Consider the following 18,386-nt stretch of genomic DNA (forward strand, 5'->3'; position numbering starts at 1 on the left):
ACTGTTCCGACCCCGGGTGAACCGCCGGCCGCGCGGGGCCCGCTCAGGCGGACCCCTCCTGGGTGAGAACCACCTTGATGGTCTTGAGGAGAATCATCAGGTCCATGGACAGCGTCCAGTTCTCCACGTAGAAGAGGTCGAAGCGGAGCGCCTCCTCCCAGGTCAGGGACGAGCGCCCGTTGACCTGCCACAGGCCCGTCATCCCGGGTTTGACCAGGAGCCGGCGCGCGGCGGTCTCGTCGTACAGTTCGACCTCCTTGGGCACCTGGGGCCGCGGCCCGACCAGGCTCATGGAACCGTCGAGGACATTGAACAGCTGTGGGAACTCGTCCAAGGAGGTCCGCCGGAGCACAGCACCGATTCTCGTGATGCGCGGGTCGTGATCCACCTTGAACAAGGGCTTGTCGGCAGCACCCTGCTTGCTGAGAAGGGCTTGGAGTTCGTCATCCGCGTTCACGCGCATCGTACGGAACTTCCAGATCCGGAAGCCATGCCCGTTCCTGCCGATCCTCGTCTGGCGGAAGAAGACCGGGCCGTGGTCCTCGTGCCGGATGAGCAGCGGGACCACGATCCACATCGGGATCAGCACGATGATCACGATGGCGGACACGACGATGTCCCCCAGTCGTTTGACGACCAGTCTCAGCCGACTGATGGAGCTGATCTGAATCTCAAGCAGCGATATCCCGCCGAGTGGGCGCAGGTGGAGCCGCGGGCCGGAGACGTCGATCACGGAGGGGACCATGATGAGTCGGCTCGTCGTGCCAAGCGCCCAACTGATCCGTCGGATGTCCGCTGGGGCCAGTCCGCTCTCCTGCGCAACCATGAGAGTGATGCCCTCCACGTTCTGGATCGCATCCTCCAGCTGCTTCACTCCCCCGACAATGGGCACGGGGAAGGGGGCCGCCTGATCCCCGGGAGCGCCATCGGCGGGGGCCGGGGCGTCGGAGAGGAAGGCCCCGCAGGGTTGCAGACCCAACTCGGGGCGCTCACTGATCACGGCTATGGCTGCCGACGCCGACTCCCAGGAGCCGATGATGAAGGTCGGGCGCATGAACGATCCAGCCCGCCTCGCCCTGACGAAGTACCGGCGGGCGAGCCAGCGCCAGACGAGCAGCATCACGCCGCCGAAGGGCAGGGCGGCGAGGAAGTAGGACCGCGGCAACTGGACGCCGCTCAGGTAGGACAGCAGGGCCAACGCCCCGAATTCGATCACGGTCGCCTGAATCACCCGATAATATTCATCCGACGTACTACCGAGAATGCGTTCGCTGTAGGAGTGCACGGCCCCCAGAAGCACCCACCACGTGATGATGACACCGACGCCGAATACCGCACTGATCCACGAGGGGGCGGTGAGGCCCAGCGCCAAGGAATTCTCCTCGTGCTCGAGGCGGACAAGACGGGCGCCGGACACGGTCGCGGTGATGACCACGAGGTCGCCGACGATGAGGGAGCGTTGGAAAAGAGCTGCCACACGTGCGGTGGTAGCGGCTGGTACCAGATGGGAGATGGATTGGGGATCGGACATGGTTCATCCAAGAGGTGGGTGAGCGCACAATGGCTCAGCGGAAATGAACGATGATCGCTGCCGGCAACCCGACTCTGAAATCGGGCAGACGAGCAGAAGAGGGTGCGAATAATTCCAATCCCGGACGCTCGGCCGCTCAGCGGGCGAGCGCCGCGGGCCAACCCGCTCGCGCGTCTTCTGTTCCGGAAGGGCCCGGTCGGGCCCGGCCGTCATGACGCGGTCTGTGGAGCGTGGTTGAGGATGACGCCGAGCATGCACCCGCCTCCCTGGCGGATGGACTCAGCGACGTGACTCAGCTGATCCTTCGTCGTGCGTCCGGAGCGCGCCACGACGAGGACACCATCGGTGTGCGGGGCGAGGGCCACCGCGTCGGTCACCGGGAGCACCGGCGGGGTGTCGATGATCACCACCCGGTCCGAGGAGAGACGGGTCACCACGTCGGACATCCGCTCGGACCCGAGGAGTTCGGAGGGATTGGGTGGGATCTCTCCTGCGGGGATGAGCTGCAAACCCGGCACCGAAGTGGGCAGAAGCACCGCTTCCAAGGTGACCGTTCCGGCGAGCAGTTCGGACAGGCCGGGGTGGCGCTCCGCGCGTTCCGGCCCGGTGCCGGGCGTGCTCTGACGCAGGTCGCCGTTGATGAGAACGACCTCCTGGCCGCTCAGGGCCATGACCCGGGCGAGATTCGAGGAGACGACTGAGGTCCCGTCCCCGTGTTGGGGAGCGGAGATGACGAAGGAGTGCAGCCCCGCATCGACGTTGGCGTACCGCAGGTTGGTGCGCAGTTTCCGAAGGGCCTCCCCGAACTGGTCGGCGTCCTGCAGGGCATCGCGACCCTCCGCAACGGCTTCCGAGTACGGGAGGGCGCCGAGGACTGGGCGCCCGGCAGCAGCAGCGGCGACAGCAGCGGAGCGGACGCGTCTGTCCGACGCCTGGCGGGCCAGGGCCAGTGCGTACCCGAGCACCACCCCGCCCAGGGCGCCGATGCCGAGGCAGCTGAGAATCGACGGCGAACGGGACGTGGTCGATAGGCCCGAGGGAGACATGGGGACGACAGCGACCGGCGAGTCCTCACCTTCAAGCCGCCGGACCTGTTCGGCCGACTGACGGATGACCTCATCGACGATGATGCGGGCGTCCTCGGCAGTCGGAGCGGTAACGGTGACGGTGATCGTCAGGGTGTCATCCTCGTTGGTCGCCGAAACCGAACGCGACAGGGCGGCCGGAGTCGTGTCCAATCCCAAGGTATCGATGACCCCTTGAGCAACGGCTTCGGAAGTGAACACCGGGACGAATGCCTTGACCTTCTGGTTGGCCAGCTGAGATGCCGAGTAGTATTCGTCCGCCTGGTTCGGCGCGGTGTCATTCGCGGGAACCACGGCACGAACATAGGCGTCCGCGGACGCCTTGTAGGAAACCGGGTACAGCCAGACGAATCCAATGCCGATGACGAGGCCAACGACAAGTCCCGCGGCGATCGTGATGATTCTCCGGTGAGTGAGTTCGAGAAGTCCTTCGAACGTCATGGCGGCATCACCGGCCGGAATTCTTGGGTGGACATAACAGGTATCTCCTTGAAGGGGGTTTTGTCTGTTTATCACAGAGCCATCATGCTCTGCCATGGGCCCCTGAAGGTTCATATGTGATTCATACGATGACGTTGCCAGAATGTGATTTCCTCATGTGTTCCTTCTCGATGGGGCCGGGGATTGCCGAGGGCGGCCGCCCCGCGGTGGTTCCGGCGCCGGTCCGGCACTGGCGCGGCACCTGGATCCGGTACCGTCTCACCCCCGTGCCACCGGCCGCGGGCTCACCCGAAACCCCGACACCCGCGTCGTCCTCGTCTCACCCCCGTGCCACCGGCCGCGGGTAGCCATCGTTCAGCACTGAGAACTGGGAAGTGGTCTCACCCCCGTACCACCGGCCGAGGGAACCGGCACGGCCCTTGGCGCCACGAACCCGGATCGGGAGCAACTGGGCGCCGCCCCGCTCCCGCTTGGCGGCGCCCAGTTGCTCCCACGACTCAGTGACCTTCTCCTCCTGCTCGCCCGCCTCCACCGGGCGGCGCCGCAAGAACCAGCCCTCACCACCCACCTTCTCCGGTCGTGGGCTCACGCCCGGCACCCGGCGATGGACAACGCAGCTCATGCCACGGAGCTCGCTGGCGGCGAAGCCGCGTTGTGGTCGGCTGATGGTCCGTAATCCCACCGGGGGTTCTACTCTTGGGTGCGAGGAAAGGACCTGGCAATGCCGAAACTGCGTTCACGCGTCACCTACGAGGGGCGTCCGATGGCCGGCGCCCGCGCCCTGTGGCGTGCCACCGGCATGGGCGACGACGACTTCGGGAAGCCCATCGTCGCGATCGCCAACTCCTTCACGGAGTTCGTCCCCGGGCACGTCGGGCTGCGCAATGTCGGCTCGATCGTCGCCGACGCGGTGAAGGCCGCGGGCGGTGTTGCCAAGGAGTTCAACACGATCGCCGTCGACGACGGCATCGCCATGGGCCACGGGGGCATGCTCTACTCGCTGCCCAGCCGCGAGATCATCGCCGACTCGGTCGAGTACATGTGCAACGCGCACCAGGCCGATGCGCTCGTGTGCATCTCCAACTGCGACAAGATCACCCCGGGCATGATGCTGGCGGCCTTCCGCCTCAACATCCCCACCGTGTTCGTCTCGGGCGGCGGCATGGAGTCGGGCCGTCCGATCACCAACGACGACGGCACGACGAGCAGCCGCCTCGACCTCATCCACCCGATGACGGCGTCGGCCGACCCTGGCGTTTCGGACGCCGAGCTGGCGCGCATGGAGGCGAACGCCTGCCCCACCTGCGGCTCGTGCTCGGGCATGTTCACCGCCAACTCGATGAACTGCCTCACCGAGGCCCTCGGGCTGGCGCTGCCCGGCAACGGCACCACCCTGGCCACCTTCAGCGCCCGCAAGTCCCTCTTCGCCGAGGCCGGGCGGCTCGTCGTCGCCAATGCCCGGCGCTACTACGACGAGGACGACGACTCGGTGCTGCCGCGCTCGATCGCCACCCGCGGGGCCTTCGCCAACGCCATGACGATGGACATCGCCATGGGCGGCTCGACGAACACGATCCTGCACCTGCTGGCCGCCGCCCAGGAGGCCGGCGTCGACTTCGACCAGGACGACATCGACGAGCTCTCGCTCCACGTGCCCTGCCTGTGCAAGGTGGCCCCGAACAGCAACGTCTTCTTCCTCGAGGACGTCCACCGCGCCGGCGGCATCCCCGCGATCCTCGGCGAGCTGCGCCGCGGCGGTCTGCTCGACATGGAGGTGCACTCGGTGCACCACGACTCCATGGCGTCCTTCCTGGACGACTGGGACGTGCGCGGCGGCTCGGCCCTGCCCGAGGCCGTGGAGCTCTACCACGCCGCCCCCGGCGGCGTACGCACCACCGAGATGTTCAGCTCGACGAACCGCTACGCCGAGCTCGACACCGACCCGGTCGAGGGCTGCATCCGTGACATCGCCCACGCCTACACCGCCGACGGCGGCCTGGCGGTGCTGCACGGCAACATCGCCGTCGACGGCTGCGTCGTGAAGTCGGCAGGTGTGCCCGAGGACCAGTTCGTGTTCAGCGGTCCCGCCCATGTCACCGAGTCCCAGGAGGAGGCCGTCGAGCACATCCTCGGCGGCAGGGTGAGGGCCGGCGACGTGGTCGTCGTGCGCTACGAGGGCCCCAAGGGCGGCCCCGGCATGCAGGAGATGCTCTACCCCACCAGCTACCTCAAGGGCGTCGGGCTGGGTCCGAAGTGCGCCCTCATCACCGACGGCCGGTTCTCGGGCGGCAGCTCGGGCCTGTCGCTGGGGCACATCAGCCCCGAGGCCGCCGCCGGTGGCGCGATCGGCCTGGTGCGCGACGGCGACATCATCGACATCGACATTCCCGCCCGCGCGATCAATGTGCGGGTCAGTGACGAGGAGTTGGCCGCGCGCCGCGCCGAGCAGGACGAGGCCGGCTGGAAACCGCGCCACCGCGACCGGGTGGTCTCGAACGCGCTGAAGGTCTTCGCCCTGCTGGCCCAGAGCGCCGACAAGGGCGCGGCCCGCCGCCGACTCGACTGAACCCCCGCACTCGTCCTGCGGTTCTTGTGCGTCATTCCACGACGACCGCAGGACTAGTGCGGGCAACGGACCGATCGGAGTCCAAGCGCATCCCCATGCTCACCCGCCCACCGGACCATCGCCCTGCGCATCTTGTGCGTCATTCCACGACGACCGCAGGACGAGCGAACATGGGCTGCTCAGACGAGCCCCGCGGACACCTGTCCCCAAGCCACCTTCAACCTCCACCCTGCGGTTCTCGTGCGTCATTTCACGACGACCGCAGGACGAACCACAGAAGACCGACGGCAGCTCACCCTGCGCTTTACGCCGACAAGGGCGCGGCCCGCCGTCGACTCGACTGAACCCCCGTACTCGTCCTGCGGTTCTTGTGTGTCATTCCACGAAGACCGCAGGACGAGGGGGCTCCCCGTCGCAAGACAAACCGGTTCGGAAGCCAAACCGCAGGACGAAGCCGCGTTTCCCCATGGCGAGCCGGTCAGATCGCGCCGAGGGCCAGTCGCACGGCCAGGGCGAGCATGACGACACCGATGACCAGGTCAAGACCGCGCCACACCCTCGGACTGGACATCGGCCCGGAGAGGGCCCGGGCGCCGAAGCCGAGGGCGCTGAACCAGCAGACCGATCCGGTCATGGACCCGGCCGTGAACACCCAGCGCAGGCCGCCGTACTGGTTGGCGAGGGAGCCGAGGAAGACCATCGTGTCGAGGTAGACGTGCGGGTTGAGCCAGGTGACGGCCAGCGTCGCACCGACCACCGCGCCGAGTCCGGGCCCCGCCGCTCCCTGGGCCCTCAGTCCCTCGGCGTCGGGACGCAGCGCGGAACGGAAACTGGTGAACGCGAACCAGCACAGGTAGGCCACGCCGGCCCAGGTCAGGACGGTGAGCACCCAGGCCGCCCGGTCGACGATGGCGCCGATGCCGAGTGTTCCGGCGGCCATGAGGACCAGATCGGAGGCGATGCAGATGCCGACGACCCAGCCCATGTGGGCCCGGCGCAGCCCCTGCCGCAGCACCCACGCGTTCTGGGCGCCGATGGCGACGATGAGCCCGAGCCCCGCGGCGAAACCGGTGACGAAGACATCCACCTCACCGACGCTAGACGAGACCCATGATGAAGACCAGCGAATGATTCTTCAGCATCATTAGAATCACTTCATGGATGCAGAGCAGCTTCGGGCGCTGAGGGCCGTCGCCGACGCGGGCACCTTCGACGCGGCGGCCACTGCGCTGCACGTCACGCCATCGGCCGTCAGCCAGCGCATCAAGGCCCTCGAACGCCAGACCGGTCAGGTGCTCGTGCAGCGCACCAGACCCTGCAAGGTGACCGACGCCGGGCAGGTGCTGTTGTCGGCGGCACGGCGTTTCGCAGAGATCGAGTCAGACGTGGCTCTCGCGCTCGATCGGATCAGCGCCGCGCCGCTGCGGGTCGCGGTCAACGCGGACTCGCTCGCCACGTGGTTCACCGCCGTGCTCGCCGAGGCCGCGCGATGGCGTGACACCGACCTGCGCCTGCTGGTCGAGGACGAGCAGCTGACCCACCGCCTGCTGACCAGCGGCGAGGTGATCGCCGCCGTCACCACGGCCACCAGGGCGGCGGCGGGCTGCCGCAGCACCAGGCTCGGCGCGATGCGCTACCTGCCGGTGGCCTCCCCCGCCCTGTGGGACGGCGGCCCCCTGCCGGGCGAGCAGCTGGCCGCGATGCCTGCGGTCTGCTTCGACGAGAAGGACCACATCACCGAGGACTTCCTGGCCGGGCTCGGCAGCCCCGCTCCGGAAAGGCGCCACCTGGTGCCCTCGCCGCACGCCTACCTGACCGCCGTCGAGGCGGGCCTGGGTTGGGGCATGGTGCCGGCGCGCATGGCCGCCGAGCCGCTGCGCGCCGGAAGTCTCATGCGCGTACACCCGGGGCACGTCGACGTCACCTTGTACTGGCAGTGCTGGGCGCTGCACACGCCCCGCCTGGAACGACTCACCGAACTGGTGCTGCGGTCCGCCCGAGAGCTCGACGCCCCGACGCCCTGACCCACGACACGCAGCCGAGCCGCAACGGCCCCCGAACACCGGGCCCTGCACACACCCGCTTGGAACTACTGACGGAAGGCGCCCCAGCCCGCGCGAGAGTTCGACGCACCGGCACCCTGACCAGGGCGTCGACGACGTACGGCCGGGCCGCGACGGTGTCCCGGAGGGAACTCGCCGCGGCCCGGCCGCTGCTCTCATCGAGGGCCGGCTCTCAGGCCTTGCTCGCCTCCTCCTGGGCCTGGATGACCTCCTTGTCACGGTCCATGCCGAACAGGCGGGTGGCCGCAAGCAGGACAGTGCCCACGCCGGCGAAGACGGCCAGGACGTAGAGCCCGGCATTGCCCGAGCCGAAGGTGCCCTCGGCCCACACCCTGATGTTCGGCCCCACGAAGCCGCCGAGGTTGCCGAGAGCGCCGATGAGGGCGATGCCCGACGCGGCGGCGCCGGAGGTCAGATAGGTCGAGACGTTCGTCCAGAAGAGCGGCTGCACGACGATGTGCCCGGTGTACGCAAGGCACAGCGCGGCAATGGTCAGCAACGGGTTCCCGCTCAGGACGCCCGAGAGCGCGATGCCGATCGCACCCATCGCGTAGATGGCCACGGCGACCTGCCGACGCCTGCCGATGCGCTCGGCGTACCGCGGGACGACCGCGAGCCCGATGACGGCGAACACCGCGGGGATCGCCGTGACGAGTCCGACGGCCAGCCCGACGCTCCGGCCGAGCAGCGCCGCGACCTGGGAGGGGATGTAGAAGTTGTACCCGTATCCGAGTACCTGGATCGTGAAGCACACGAAGCAGAAGTACAGGACGCGCCAGTCCACGAGGGCCCGGAACATGCCGCGCTGGGCGTGCTCCTGCTTCTCGGAGTCCTCTGCGTCGATCGCGACGGTGAGCGCCTGTTTCTCCTCCTCGCTCAGCCACGTGGCGTCCCGGGGGCCGTCGGGAAGGTAGAACCAGGCGATGACGCCGACCAGGCAGGCCACGAGTCCCTCGATGAGGAACATGTTCTGCCAGCCCCGCGAGCCGGACCAGAACCAGCCCTCCGAGACGCTCAGCAGCCAGCCCGAGACGGGCCCGCCGATCACGAACGCCAGGGGCGCCCCGAACTGGAAGAGCGCGTTCATGCGCGCCCTCATCCTGGTGGGGAACCAGAAGGTCATGTACAGGATCGCGCAACCGAATCCACCAATGTTTCATTCAGAGAACCAATTTGGTTTGTTGTATGAAACAGCATCAGAGTAGTGCTGAATCCGCCTGGCCGTCAAGCGGGAGGGCCCGACCCGCGGGCACACGAGAAACGGGGCCGGCCCCGAAGGGTCGGCCCCGTTGTGCTGCGTGCGTGCGAGAGCGATCAGGCCTGGTGAGTGCCCACCGAGCCGAGCTGCTGGCAGGCCTCGACGATACGGGCCGCCATGCCGGCCTCGGCCGACTTGCCCCAGCTGCGCGGGTCATAGGTCTTCTTGTTGCCGACCTCGCCGTCGATCTTGAGGACACCGTCGTAGTTCTTCATCATGTGGTCGACGACCGGGCGGGTGAAGGCGTACTGGGTGTCGGTGTCGATGTTCATCTTGATGACGCCGTACTTCACGGCATCGGCGATCTCCTGCGGCGTGGAGCCCGAGCCGCCGTGGAACACCAGGTCGAACGGCCTGTCCTTGCCGTACTTCTTGCCGCACTCGTCCTGGATCTCCTTGAGGATCTCCGGGCGCAGCTTCACGAAGCCGGGCTTGTAGGAGCCGTGCACGTTGCCGAAGGTGAGCGCCGTGATGTAGCGGCCCTTCTCACCCAGGCCGAGCACCTCGAGGGTGCGCATGCCGTCGGCGACGGTGGTGTACAGCTTCTCGTTGATCTCGCCGGTCACACCGTCCTCCTCGCCGCCCACGGCGCCGACCTCGATCTCGAGGATGATGTGGGCCTTCGAGGTGCGTGAGAGGAGCTCGTCGGCGATCTGCAGGTTCTCCTCGACCTCGATGGCCGAGCCGTCCCACATGTGGGAGTTGAACAGCGGGTCCTCGCCGCGGTCGACACGCTCCTGGCTGATCGCGATGAGCGGGTTGACGTAGCTGTCGAGCTTCTCCTTCTGGCAGTGGTCGGTGTGGAGAGCGACATTGATCGGGTAGTTCTTGGCGACCACGCGGGCGTACTCGGCCAGGGCGACGGCACCGGTGACCTTGTCCTTGATGGTGGGGCCCGAGGCGTACTCAGCACCACCGGTGGAGATCTGCACGATGCCGTCGGAGCCGGCATCCGCGAAACCACGCAGAGCGGCGTTGAGCGTCTGCGACGAGGTGATGTTGATCGCCGGGTAGGCGAAGCCGCCCTTCTTGGCGCGATCAATCATGTCGGCGTAGACCTCAGGAGTTGCAATGGGCATGAAAACTTCCTTCTCTCGCTGTCACCCGAACGCACGCGGTGTTCGGGCCCGCTGGCCGAACGGTTCAACCTGGCGGGCATGGCCTAGTGGCCGTGCTGGTTCTGATTCTCTCAAATGCGGGCGCGCATGTGAACCCGGTTCGGCCGCGATGGGACTCTTCACAGCCATCCGGGCCTGGTTCAACGACCCTTGCCCGACCAGATGTCGTCGCAGACGATCATGTCGAGGTTGAGACGTCCGCCCGAGTAGGCGTACAGGCCACCGTCGATGCCGCCGGGCAGTACGTCGAGAATGGCGAAGGGCACCGCCCAGTGGGTGCCGTCGGTGCGCTCCACGCGCAGCTCGGGGCCGGGGGTGTCCCAGCGGCGCACCCCGCGCACGGCGGCCACCTGCGCCCAGGGCAGGTACTCCACGTGGTCGCTGTGCCGCAGCACCAGGCCGAGACGTTCGATGCGCATCACCTGGCCGGGCACGAGCACCCTGAGGGCCCGGCGCAGGCCCCGGTGCCTGAGGAGGCGGACGATGAGCCGCCCGAGCGAGTAGAGGGTGGGCGCGCACATGAGCACGATGACGAACAGCTTCATGGGTGTGAGCGGGAGCAGCCCTGAGGACTCCAGGTAACGGCGCAGGAGCGTCACGCTGATGGCGATGCTGATGACCAGTGAGAAGATCAGGCCGATCAGGCCCTTCTTGGCGAAGGCCGCGCGTTCGGCGAACAGCGCGGGCGTGACCGACACCGTGAAGGCGGTGTGCACCGGCTGGGCGGCAGCACCCGGGTCGGTTGTCACGTTCGTCTGGCTCACGCGGGCAAGTCTAACCGGCCAGCTGGCCACGGGCCGTCGGACCGAAGGGTCCGCCTAGGCCCCGGGGATGCCCGCGGCCTCGAACGAAACCCGGGGTTCCGGCCTGCCCCGGGAGATGCTCCTGCGCGGAGCCCGGGGCCACGGCGTGGCGGCCCCATCCACGCCCGCGCGGCAATGCCTGGCCGTCGAGCCAACCCATGACCACGCCCGCGCCCCATCCGCGCACGCGCGGGCGTTGCCACGCCGCCCGCCCCGACACCGTCCCGGCCCCGGCCCCATCCGCGCACGCGCGGGCGTTGCGCTGGTCTCCTGCGTGTACCAAGTGGCGTCAGTGCCTCATCCGCCCACGTCCGGGCAATGCTCAAGGTCTCCCGGAGTCGTCGCAGCCCTCACCCGGTGGGGTCGGACACGCCCGGCCCTGCCGTGCCTGCGTGCTGGAGCGCCCAGTGGTACATCGCGATGGCCGAGGCGGCGCCGGCGTTGAGGGAGCGGGTGGAGCCGTACTGGGTGATCGAGACGATCATCGCGCAGGCGGCCACGAGCTCGTCGGTCAGCCCGTCGCCCTCCGAACCGAAGACCAGGCAGCAGCGTTCGGGCAGCCGCGCGGTCTCGAGCGGCACCGAGCCGGGCAGGTTGTCCACACCCACCATCGTCAGGTCGTGTCCGCGGCACCAGGTGACGAGCGAGGCGACGTCTGGGTGGTGGTGCACGTGCAGATAGCGGTCGGTGACCATGGCCCCGCGGCGGTTCCACTTGCGGCGGCCGAGGATGTGCACGCCGGCGACGTTGAACGCGTTGCCGGTGCGCACGATCGATCCGATGTTGAAGTCGTGGGCCCAGTTCTGGATGGCGATGTGCAGCGGGTGCCGCCGGCTGTCCAGCTCGGCGACGATCGCCTCGGTGGTCCAGTAGCGGTAGCGGTCGAGCACGTTGCGGTGGTCGCCCTGGGCGAGAAGCTCCGGATCGTAGCGCTCGTCACTGGGCCACGGCCTCGGGGCGGGTCCGACACCGACCCTCGGAGCCGTCGGGTCGGCGGGCTCGGCGGCCCTGCGCGCCACCGCCTCGTAGGGGTGCGTCACCTCGCGAGGGGGCTCGGCGCCGCGTCCAGGGGTCTCCACGAGCCTTCAGGCTACCCTTGTGGCGTGAATCTCATGACCCTGCTCACGCTCGTGCCCATGATGCCGTCCTGGCTGGACCCGGCGGCCATCATCCACGCCCTCGGGAACGGGGCGCTGTGGGGCGTCTGTCTCATCCTGTTCATCGAATGCGCCATCTTCCCGGTCCTGCCCGGCGATTCCCTGCTCTTCACGGTCGGCATGTTCATCGCCATGAACCCACCGTCCATCACCTTCGGGTCGATGCCCAAGCCGCTCGTCTACATCGTGGCGTGCGCGATCATGACTGTCTTCGCGATCGGCGGCAACATCGCCGGCTACTACATCGGCAAGACCATCGCCCCGTGGCTGTTCAAGCCACGCGAGGGCTTCATCGGCAAGATCTTCAGCCCCAAGCACCTGGCGGACACCCACGCCTTCTTCGAGCGGTACGGCTCGAAGGCCCTCGTGCTCGGCCGGTTCGTGCCCTTCGTCCGCACGTTCGTGACCATGGTGGCCGGCGCCGCCGGAATGACCTTCCGCCACTTCATCTCGTGGACGGCCATCGGCGGCATCGTCTGGGCGTGGGGCATCACCCTGGCCGGCTACCTGCTGGGCAATGTGAAGTTCATCGGCGACCACATCGACCTGATCCTCGTCCTCATCGTCCTCGTCTCGGTCGTCCCCATGGTCGTCGAGTGGTGGAACGGCAAGCGCAAGGCCGCCAAGGAGGCGGACGCCGCGGCGGTCTGACGGGCCGCACGGCGCCGTCACTGCTGGGTTGGCGGCTGCTGCCCGGGCCGGCGGAACTGCTGATCGGCCTGCGGCTGGGGGGCAGGGGCCTGATAGCCGGGCGCCTGGAAGCCCGGGGCCTGGGGCTGCTGGCCCTGGGTGATCTGTCCCGGGGTCTGGGACTGGACGCCGGAGCCATAGCCGAGCTGGCTGAAGTCGACCCCGGGGTTGGCGCGCATGGTCGGGTCGTCCAGCTGGAAGTAGGCGGCCTGGGTGAAGTGGAACATGTTCGCCACGATGTTCGACGGGAACGACTCGACCTTGGTGTTGTAGTCGCCGACGACCGCGTTGTAGTAGCGGCGTGAGTTGGCGATGCGGTCCTCGGTCTGGGAGAGCTCGCTCACGAGCTGACGGAACCCCGCGTCGGCCTTGAGTTCGGGGTAGGCCTCGGCGGTGGCGATGAGGCCGCCCACGGCACCGCTCAGCCGGGACTCGACGGCGACCCGTTCGGCGCTCGGCGCGGCGGTGGTGTCGAGACTGCGGGCCTGGTTGCGCAGCGCGATGATGTCCGACAGCGTGTTGTGCTCGTGCGTGGCGTATCCCTTGACGGTCTCCACCAGGGACGGGATGAGGTCGTAGCGCCGGTTCAGCTCGACGTCGACCTGGCGCCACGCCTCCTGCAGCTTGTTGCGCAGCGCGACGAGCCGGTTGTACGGCCCGACGAACAGGCCGCCGGCCAGGGCCAGCAGCACGACCAGGACGATGATGATTCCGATGAGCATGTCAGAGCCCCAAATCCTTTGCTGAATAGGCGAAACGGTATTCCAGGCCGGCCTTGGCCATGGCCTCGGAGACGACCTTGCCGGAGCGGTCGACGATGTCCGCGACGCCGACGACGGTGGCGCCGGCCTCGCGCAGGGCGCGGACCGCGGTGAGCGCGGAGTTACCGGTGGTCGAGGTGTCCTCGACGACGAGCACGCGGCGGCCCTCGACGCCCGGGCCCTCGATGCGCTTGTGCAGGCCGTGGGTCTTGGACTCCTTGCGGACGACGCAGGCGTCCACTGGCCTGCCCGCCGCCGCAGCGGCGTGCAGGATCGCGGCGGCGACCGGGTCGGCACCCATCGTCAGACCGCCGACGACGTCGAAGTCCCAGTCCCTCACGAGGTCGAGCATGACCCGGCCGACGAGCGGAGCCGCCACGCCCGACAGGGTGACCCGACGCATGTCGATGTAGTAGTCGGCCTCCTTGCCGCTGGACAGCACGACATGTCCGCGCACGACGGCCTCGTCGACGATGTGGTGCAGGAGCTCTTCACGGTCAGTCATGACACAGAGCCTATCCGGGCCCGACGGCAGGGCACGTTTCCCGGGCCGGGCCGACCGTGCGCCGGGACTCCGGGAATTCCCCGAGACGTTCCCGGGCCAGCGAGCCGACGAGGGACATGCGGCACCGGGGGTTGACAGTGACGTTGCGTCACCTGCTGGGGTGGATGCATGCGCATCAAGGAGATGGCCGACCTGGCGGGCACGACCCCACGAGCCGTGCGCCACTACCACCAGCTGGGTCTGCTCGACGTGCCGCCCACCGTGCGGGGCCGGCGCGAGTACGGCGTCGAGCACCTGGCCAGGCTGCTGCGCATCCGTTGGCTGGCCGGCGGCGGGCTTCCGCTGCCGCGGGTGGCCGACATGCTCGCCGCCGACGAGTCGGGGGCCGACCGCGACTCGGTGCTGCGCGATCTGCGCGCGGCCCGCCGGAGCATCGACGCGCAGCAGCGGGCGCTGCGCGAGCAGGCCGACCGCATCGACGGGCTCATCGCCCAGGTCGCCGACGGCGGGACGCTCTCGCCGCTGCCCAGCGTGCTCGCCCGCTTCTACGACGACATCGAGGACCGAATCCGCGCGGTCGGGCAGGGGGTCTCCGACAAGGCCCTGCGGACCGTGCGCGCCGAACGACAGATCATGATGATCCTCGCCTCGCGCGGCGCGATCCCCGCCAGCGCCGGCCTCCTCGTGGAGGGACTCGACGGGGCGGAACGCGACGAGTGCGCCCGCCAGATCATCGCGTTCGCCCGCCTCGACGAGACGGGCGAGGCGAGCGCGCTACGGCTGGCCCAGGACACCTGGGAGCTCGCGCTGCGGCACAAGGAGCAGACCCTGGCCGTCCTGGACGACCTGCCCGGCGGCCCCCTCGGGCGCGCCCTGTGGGATCTCGCCGAGGTGCTGGCGGGTATCAGCTACTCGCAGAAGGCGCAGCAGGTCTTCACCACCAGGCTGCTCGCCCTGATGCTGTCCGACCCGGAATTCGCCGCAACGATCCGCCGCTCGGCGGGAAGGGAGCACCCACGACTGTGACGACACCGACGATGAACGACGACGCCCCCGTGCGCGTGCGCTCCCTGGTCAAGCGTTTCGGGCGTTTCACGGCCCTGGACGGCCTCGACCTCGAGGTCGCGGCCGGGCAGGTGCACGGCTTCCTCGGCCCGAACGGGGCCGGGAAGTCGACGACGATCCGTGTGCTGCTGGGCCTGTACCGCCCCGACGGCGGGACCGTGCGCGTGCTCGGGCGCGACCCGGCGCACGAGGCCTCGGCCATCAACCGGGAGATCTCCTACGTGCCCGGCGACGTGGCGCTGTGGCCGAACCTGACCGGCGGGCAGGCGCTCGACACCCTGGCGGGGCTGCGCGGGCGCCGCGACCGCGCCCGCGAGGAGGAGCTGGTCGAACGCTTCGAACTCGACCCGACCAAGAAGGTGCGCACCTACTCCAAGGGCAACCGGCAGAAGGTCGCGCTCGTCGCGGCGCTCGCCGCACCGACCCGGCTGCTCGTCCTCGACGAGCCGACCAGCGGCCTGGACCCGCTCATGGAACGGGTCTTCACCGAGGAGATCGCCCGTGCCTCGGCGCAGGGGCGCACCGTGCTGCTGTCGAGCCACATCCTCGCCGAGGTGCAGCACCTGTGCTCGGCGGTGACGATCATCAAGCAGGGGCGCGTCGTCGAGCACGGCGACCTGGAGACGCTGCGCAGGCTGGCCCGCACCCAGATCGAGATCCGCGCCGACGACCAGACCCTGAACCGCGCGGCCGCCGAGCTGGAGGACCGGGGCATCCCGGCCGATCGGGCGGACGACCAGCTGTCGGTCCAGGTGGAGTCCGCGCTGGTGCCCCGGGCGATGGAGGTCGTCGCCGCCTGCCGGGTCACGGACGTGAGGTGCGGGCCGGCCAGTCTTGAGGACCTCTTCCTGCGTCACTACGAGGACGCCCGATGAGCACCACGGTGAATCCGACCCCGACCGTCCACGACGCCGCACCGCGCCGGCCGGTGACGCGGCCGGGCCGGACCGGCCCGCTACGGGGGCTGGGACCGTCGGTGCGCCTGCTGCTGCGACGCCTGCGGGTGCAGGTACTCGCCTGGACCCTGCCCCTGTGGCTGCTGGTCGCCGCGACACCCCCGGCCTACGAGGACGTCTACCCCTCGCTGCAGGAGCGGGAACTGCTCGTGCAGAGCATGCGCGACACGGCGGGCACCCGGCTGCTCTACGGCGTCCTGCCGCTGCCCGGACGGATCGGGCAGCTCGTCCAGTGGGAGACGGGCACCTATCTGCTGATCTGCGCGGCCCTCATGGCGATCCTGCTCACCTGCCGGTCGATGCGCGCCGATGAGGACGACGGCCTGGTCGAGGTGCAGCGCGGCAGCGGCGTCGGCCATTTGGTGCCCTTCATTGCACCCGTCCTCGTGGTCTGGGGCGCGGTCGCCCTGTTCGCGGGCGGGGCGGGTCTCGTCCTCACCGTTCTGACCGGCTCCGTGACGGAGCTGACCGTCCCCGGGGCCTGGGCGCTGGCCGGCGCCATCGCGGTGACGGGCTGGGCCTTCGCCGCACTGGCGGCCCTGGCCTGCCAGCTGTGCCGGCAGACGGGTCCGGCCCGGGGGCTCGCCCTGGCCGCGCTGGGCTGCTCCTTCGCGCTGCGGGTACTGGCCGACGAGTCCGAGACCGGCCGGCTGCGCTGGTTCACGCCCCTGGCGTGGCGCGACCTCGTCCGCCCCTACAGCGACGACCGTGTCTGGCCGCTGGCCGTGTGCGCCGGTGCCTGCGTCCTGCTGACCGTCGTGGCGGCGCGGCTGTTCGCGCGCCGGGAGTACCTGGGCGGCTATCTGCCCGACCGCAGCTCGTCGCGTCGACGCTGGCGGCTGAGCGGATACCCCGATCTGCAGGCGCGCCTGGCGCTGCGCGCCATGGCGGCGTGGTCGGTGACCGTGGCGGCGGCGTCTGCCCTGTTCGGCGCGATGGCGTCCAGCATCACCGAGCTGTTCGCACCGGACTCGGCGACCAGCTCCTACGTCGAGAAGATGGCGAGCGGCAGCCCGGTCGAGCAGTTCATGGAGCTGCTCACCATCATGACCGTACTGCTCGTCGCGGTGGCGGGCGCGCAGCGGGTGAACGCCCTGGCCGCCGACGAGCGGGCCGGTCTCGTGGAGTTCGAGGCCTCCGTCGGGGGTTCACGTGCCCGGATGTTCGTGGCGCAGGCGGGCGTGGCCGTCGTGGAGTCGGTCGTCCTGCTGGCGCTCTCGGGCGCGGTGTTGGCGGCCATGACGGGCACCCAGTTCACCGACGACCACGCCGTGGGGCGCGCCTTCGTGTTCACGGTGAGCCAGCTGCCCGGCGTCCTGGCGACGATCGGCATCGCGCTGGCGCTGGTCGGCCTGGCACCGCGCCTGTCCGCGCTCGTCTGGGCGGTCGTGGGATGGAGCGTCTTCGCGCAGTTCTTCGGCGGGCTCGTCGAGCTGCCCGACTGGGCGCAGGACCTCAGCGTGCTCGGCCACCACCTCGACGTCGTCGGTGACCCGGACTGGGGCCCGCTGGCCGTGCAGGCGACGATCGGGATCGCCGGCGCACTCATCGGCCTGCTCGCCTACCGGCGCCGCGACCTGGCCCGGTGAAGCCGCGCCCCGCGCGACAAACCCTGCGGTTCTCGTGTGTCTTTTCACGAGAACCGCAGGGCGACCGCAGGAGAGGACGTGACGCGCGTTCCTCAGCGGGTGACCTCGGTGAGGGTGCCGTCCTCGACGTCGTAGAGGAAGCCCCTGGCCTCGGCACCGGCCGGGATGTGCGGGTCGGCGGCCAGGGCCGCCATTTCCTCGCGCAGGTCCTGAGCCGGATCGGTGAAGCCGCCGGGGCGCCAGGTGGGGCGCTGCCCGGTCTCGGCCGCGAGCCGGTCGGCGAAGGCCTGGTCGTCCAGGTGCGACATGCCGCAGTCGGTGTGGTGAATGAGCATGATCTCGCTCACCCCGAGGGCGTGCTGGGCGATGGCCAGGGAGCGGCGCACGTCGTCGGTGAGGATGCCGCCGGCATTGCGGATGACGAAGGCGTCGCCGTTGGCCAGGCCGAGCAGGCGGGTCACGTCGAGACGGTTGTCCATGCAGGCGACGACGGCGAGCCGGGCGCCCAGCTCGACGGGCGCGAAGTCGGCCGTATAGCCCTCGGCGTTGGCCAGGACGTCCCCGACACTGGGCCCAGTGGATATCGGATTCATTGAAAGATCTCCTTCACAACGGATGATGGTGAGAATCACCGCCGTCCATGATGTATTCCCCGGTCAATTCCCCCGCCGGAGGAGCTCGTCCGATCAGCAGCATTCGGCTCGCCTGCGGTTCTCGTGTGTCATTCCACGAGAACCGCAGGCGGAGGCAGCCCACCGGGACACCAGATCGGGACGGATCGACCGAATGTGGTCATCG

At 69.1% G+C, this 18,386-nt stretch carries 17 protein-coding genes; 6 read left to right on the plus strand and 11 right to left on the minus strand.

Going from position 1 to position 18,386, the window contains the following annotated elements:
* Window positions 1-43 precede the first annotated feature (43 nt).
* The 3 genes from PROPJV5_RS05715 to PROPJV5_RS05725 form a co-directional block, all read right to left on the minus strand.
* The gene (locus tag PROPJV5_RS05715; RefSeq protein WP_220474348.1) at window positions 44-1,477 is read right to left on the minus strand and encodes a sugar transferase; all 1,434 of its coding nucleotides are present in this window, start codon (window positions 1,475-1,477) and stop codon (window positions 44-46) included.
* A gap of 263 nt (window positions 1,478-1,740) precedes the next feature.
* Window positions 1,741-3,057, minus strand: a complete 1,317-nt coding sequence (locus PROPJV5_RS05720; RefSeq protein WP_182858590.1) for a tyrosine-protein kinase domain-containing protein — start codon at window positions 3,055-3,057, stop codon at window positions 1,741-1,743.
* A 319-nt stretch (window positions 3,058-3,376) separates the two neighbouring features.
* Window positions 3,377-3,646, minus strand: coding sequence for a hypothetical protein (locus tag PROPJV5_RS05725; RefSeq protein WP_147385363.1), 270 nt, complete (start codon window positions 3,644-3,646; stop codon window positions 3,377-3,379).
* Window positions 3,647-3,778: 132 nt separating this feature from the next.
* Here PROPJV5_RS05725 and ilvD point away from each other — a divergent pair, with 132 nt between their 5' ends.
* Window positions 3,779-5,623, plus strand: a complete 1,845-nt coding sequence (gene ilvD, locus PROPJV5_RS05730) for a dihydroxy-acid dehydratase (protein WP_119715395.1) — start codon at window positions 3,779-3,781, stop codon at window positions 5,621-5,623.
* Between the two features lie 478 nt (window positions 5,624-6,101).
* Here ilvD and PROPJV5_RS05735 read toward each other — a convergent pair whose 3' ends face one another.
* Window positions 6,102-6,710, minus strand: a complete 609-nt coding sequence (locus PROPJV5_RS05735; protein ID WP_119715396.1) for a LysE/ArgO family amino acid transporter — start codon at window positions 6,708-6,710, stop codon at window positions 6,102-6,104.
* Window positions 6,711-6,780: 70 nt separating this feature from the next.
* On the opposite strand from PROPJV5_RS05735, the gene PROPJV5_RS05740 reads away from it, so the two are divergent.
* Window positions 6,781-7,647 carry an ArgP/LysG family DNA-binding transcriptional regulator gene (locus tag PROPJV5_RS05740; RefSeq protein WP_119715397.1) on the plus strand — a complete coding sequence of 289 codons (867 nt, stop codon included), beginning with the start codon at window positions 6,781-6,783 and terminating at the stop codon, window positions 7,645-7,647.
* A gap of 211 nt (window positions 7,648-7,858) precedes the next feature.
* Here PROPJV5_RS05740 and PROPJV5_RS05745 read toward each other — a convergent pair whose 3' ends face one another.
* The 4 genes from PROPJV5_RS05745 to PROPJV5_RS05760 form a co-directional block, all read right to left on the minus strand.
* A complete protein-coding gene (locus tag PROPJV5_RS05745; RefSeq protein WP_338047469.1) occupies window positions 7,859-8,839 on the minus strand; it encodes an MFS transporter in 981 nt (326 codons plus the stop codon).
* A gap of 161 nt (window positions 8,840-9,000) precedes the next feature.
* Window positions 9,001-10,023 carry a class II fructose-bisphosphate aldolase gene (gene fbaA, locus PROPJV5_RS05750; protein WP_119715399.1) on the minus strand — a complete coding sequence of 341 codons (1,023 nt, stop codon included), beginning with the start codon at window positions 10,021-10,023 and terminating at the stop codon, window positions 9,001-9,003.
* Window positions 10,024-10,202: 179 nt separating this feature from the next.
* Complete coding sequence (locus tag PROPJV5_RS05755; RefSeq protein WP_147385364.1) at window positions 10,203-10,826, minus strand: hypothetical protein; 624 nt, start codon at window positions 10,824-10,826, stop codon at window positions 10,203-10,205.
* 389 nt (window positions 10,827-11,215) lie between these two features.
* A complete protein-coding gene (locus PROPJV5_RS05760; protein WP_182858613.1) occupies window positions 11,216-11,884 on the minus strand; it encodes a TrmH family RNA methyltransferase in 669 nt (222 codons plus the stop codon).
* Window positions 11,885-11,977: 93 nt separating this feature from the next.
* Between PROPJV5_RS05760 and PROPJV5_RS05765 the strand changes: the two genes are divergently transcribed.
* On the plus strand, window positions 11,978-12,673 hold the full coding sequence (locus PROPJV5_RS05765; RefSeq protein ID WP_182858614.1) for a DedA family protein: 696 nt from the start codon (window positions 11,978-11,980) through the stop codon (window positions 12,671-12,673).
* A 17-nt stretch (window positions 12,674-12,690) separates the two neighbouring features.
* On the opposite strand, the gene PROPJV5_RS05770 is transcribed toward PROPJV5_RS05765, so the two are convergent.
* Both PROPJV5_RS05770 and pyrE read right to left on the minus strand, forming a co-directional pair.
* Window positions 12,691-13,434: a LemA family protein gene (locus tag PROPJV5_RS05770; protein ID WP_119715401.1), complete on the minus strand. Its 744-nt coding sequence runs from the start codon at window positions 13,432-13,434 to the stop codon at window positions 12,691-12,693.
* A gap of 1 nt (window position 13,435) precedes the next feature.
* Window positions 13,436-13,978 carry an orotate phosphoribosyltransferase gene (gene pyrE, locus PROPJV5_RS05775; protein ID WP_119715402.1) on the minus strand — a complete coding sequence of 181 codons (543 nt, stop codon included), beginning with the start codon at window positions 13,976-13,978 and terminating at the stop codon, window positions 13,436-13,438.
* Between the two features lie 168 nt (window positions 13,979-14,146).
* Here pyrE and PROPJV5_RS05780 point away from each other — a divergent pair, with 168 nt between their 5' ends.
* Genes PROPJV5_RS05780 through PROPJV5_RS05790 form a run of 3 tightly spaced genes read left to right on the plus strand, consistent with a single transcriptional unit; the run spans window position 14,147 to window position 17,588 of the window.
* Window positions 14,147-15,004, plus strand: coding sequence for a MerR family transcriptional regulator (locus tag PROPJV5_RS05780; protein WP_119715403.1), 858 nt, complete (start codon window positions 14,147-14,149; stop codon window positions 15,002-15,004).
* Window positions 15,005-15,015: 11 nt separating this feature from the next.
* A complete protein-coding gene (locus tag PROPJV5_RS05785) occupies window positions 15,016-15,918 on the plus strand; it encodes an ABC transporter ATP-binding protein (protein ID WP_119715594.1) in 903 nt (300 codons plus the stop codon).
* On the plus strand, window positions 15,915-17,588 hold the full coding sequence (locus PROPJV5_RS05790; protein WP_239018411.1) for an ABC transporter permease: 1,674 nt from the start codon (window positions 15,915-15,917) through the stop codon (window positions 17,586-17,588). The genes PROPJV5_RS05785 and PROPJV5_RS05790 overlap by 4 nt, the downstream gene beginning before the upstream one ends.
* A gap of 92 nt (window positions 17,589-17,680) precedes the next feature.
* Here the strand turns inward: PROPJV5_RS05790 and PROPJV5_RS05795 are convergent, their stop codons facing one another.
* Entirely contained in the window at window positions 17,681-18,181 is a 501-nt protein-coding gene (locus PROPJV5_RS05795; protein WP_119715404.1) for a beta-class carbonic anhydrase, read from the minus strand.
* Window positions 18,182-18,386 lie beyond the last annotated feature (205 nt).

This window comes from Propionibacterium ruminifibrarum (assembly GCF_900289195.1).
In the GTDB taxonomy this organism is placed as follows: Bacteria; Actinomycetota; Actinomycetes; order Propionibacteriales; family Propionibacteriaceae; genus Propionibacterium; species Propionibacterium ruminifibrarum.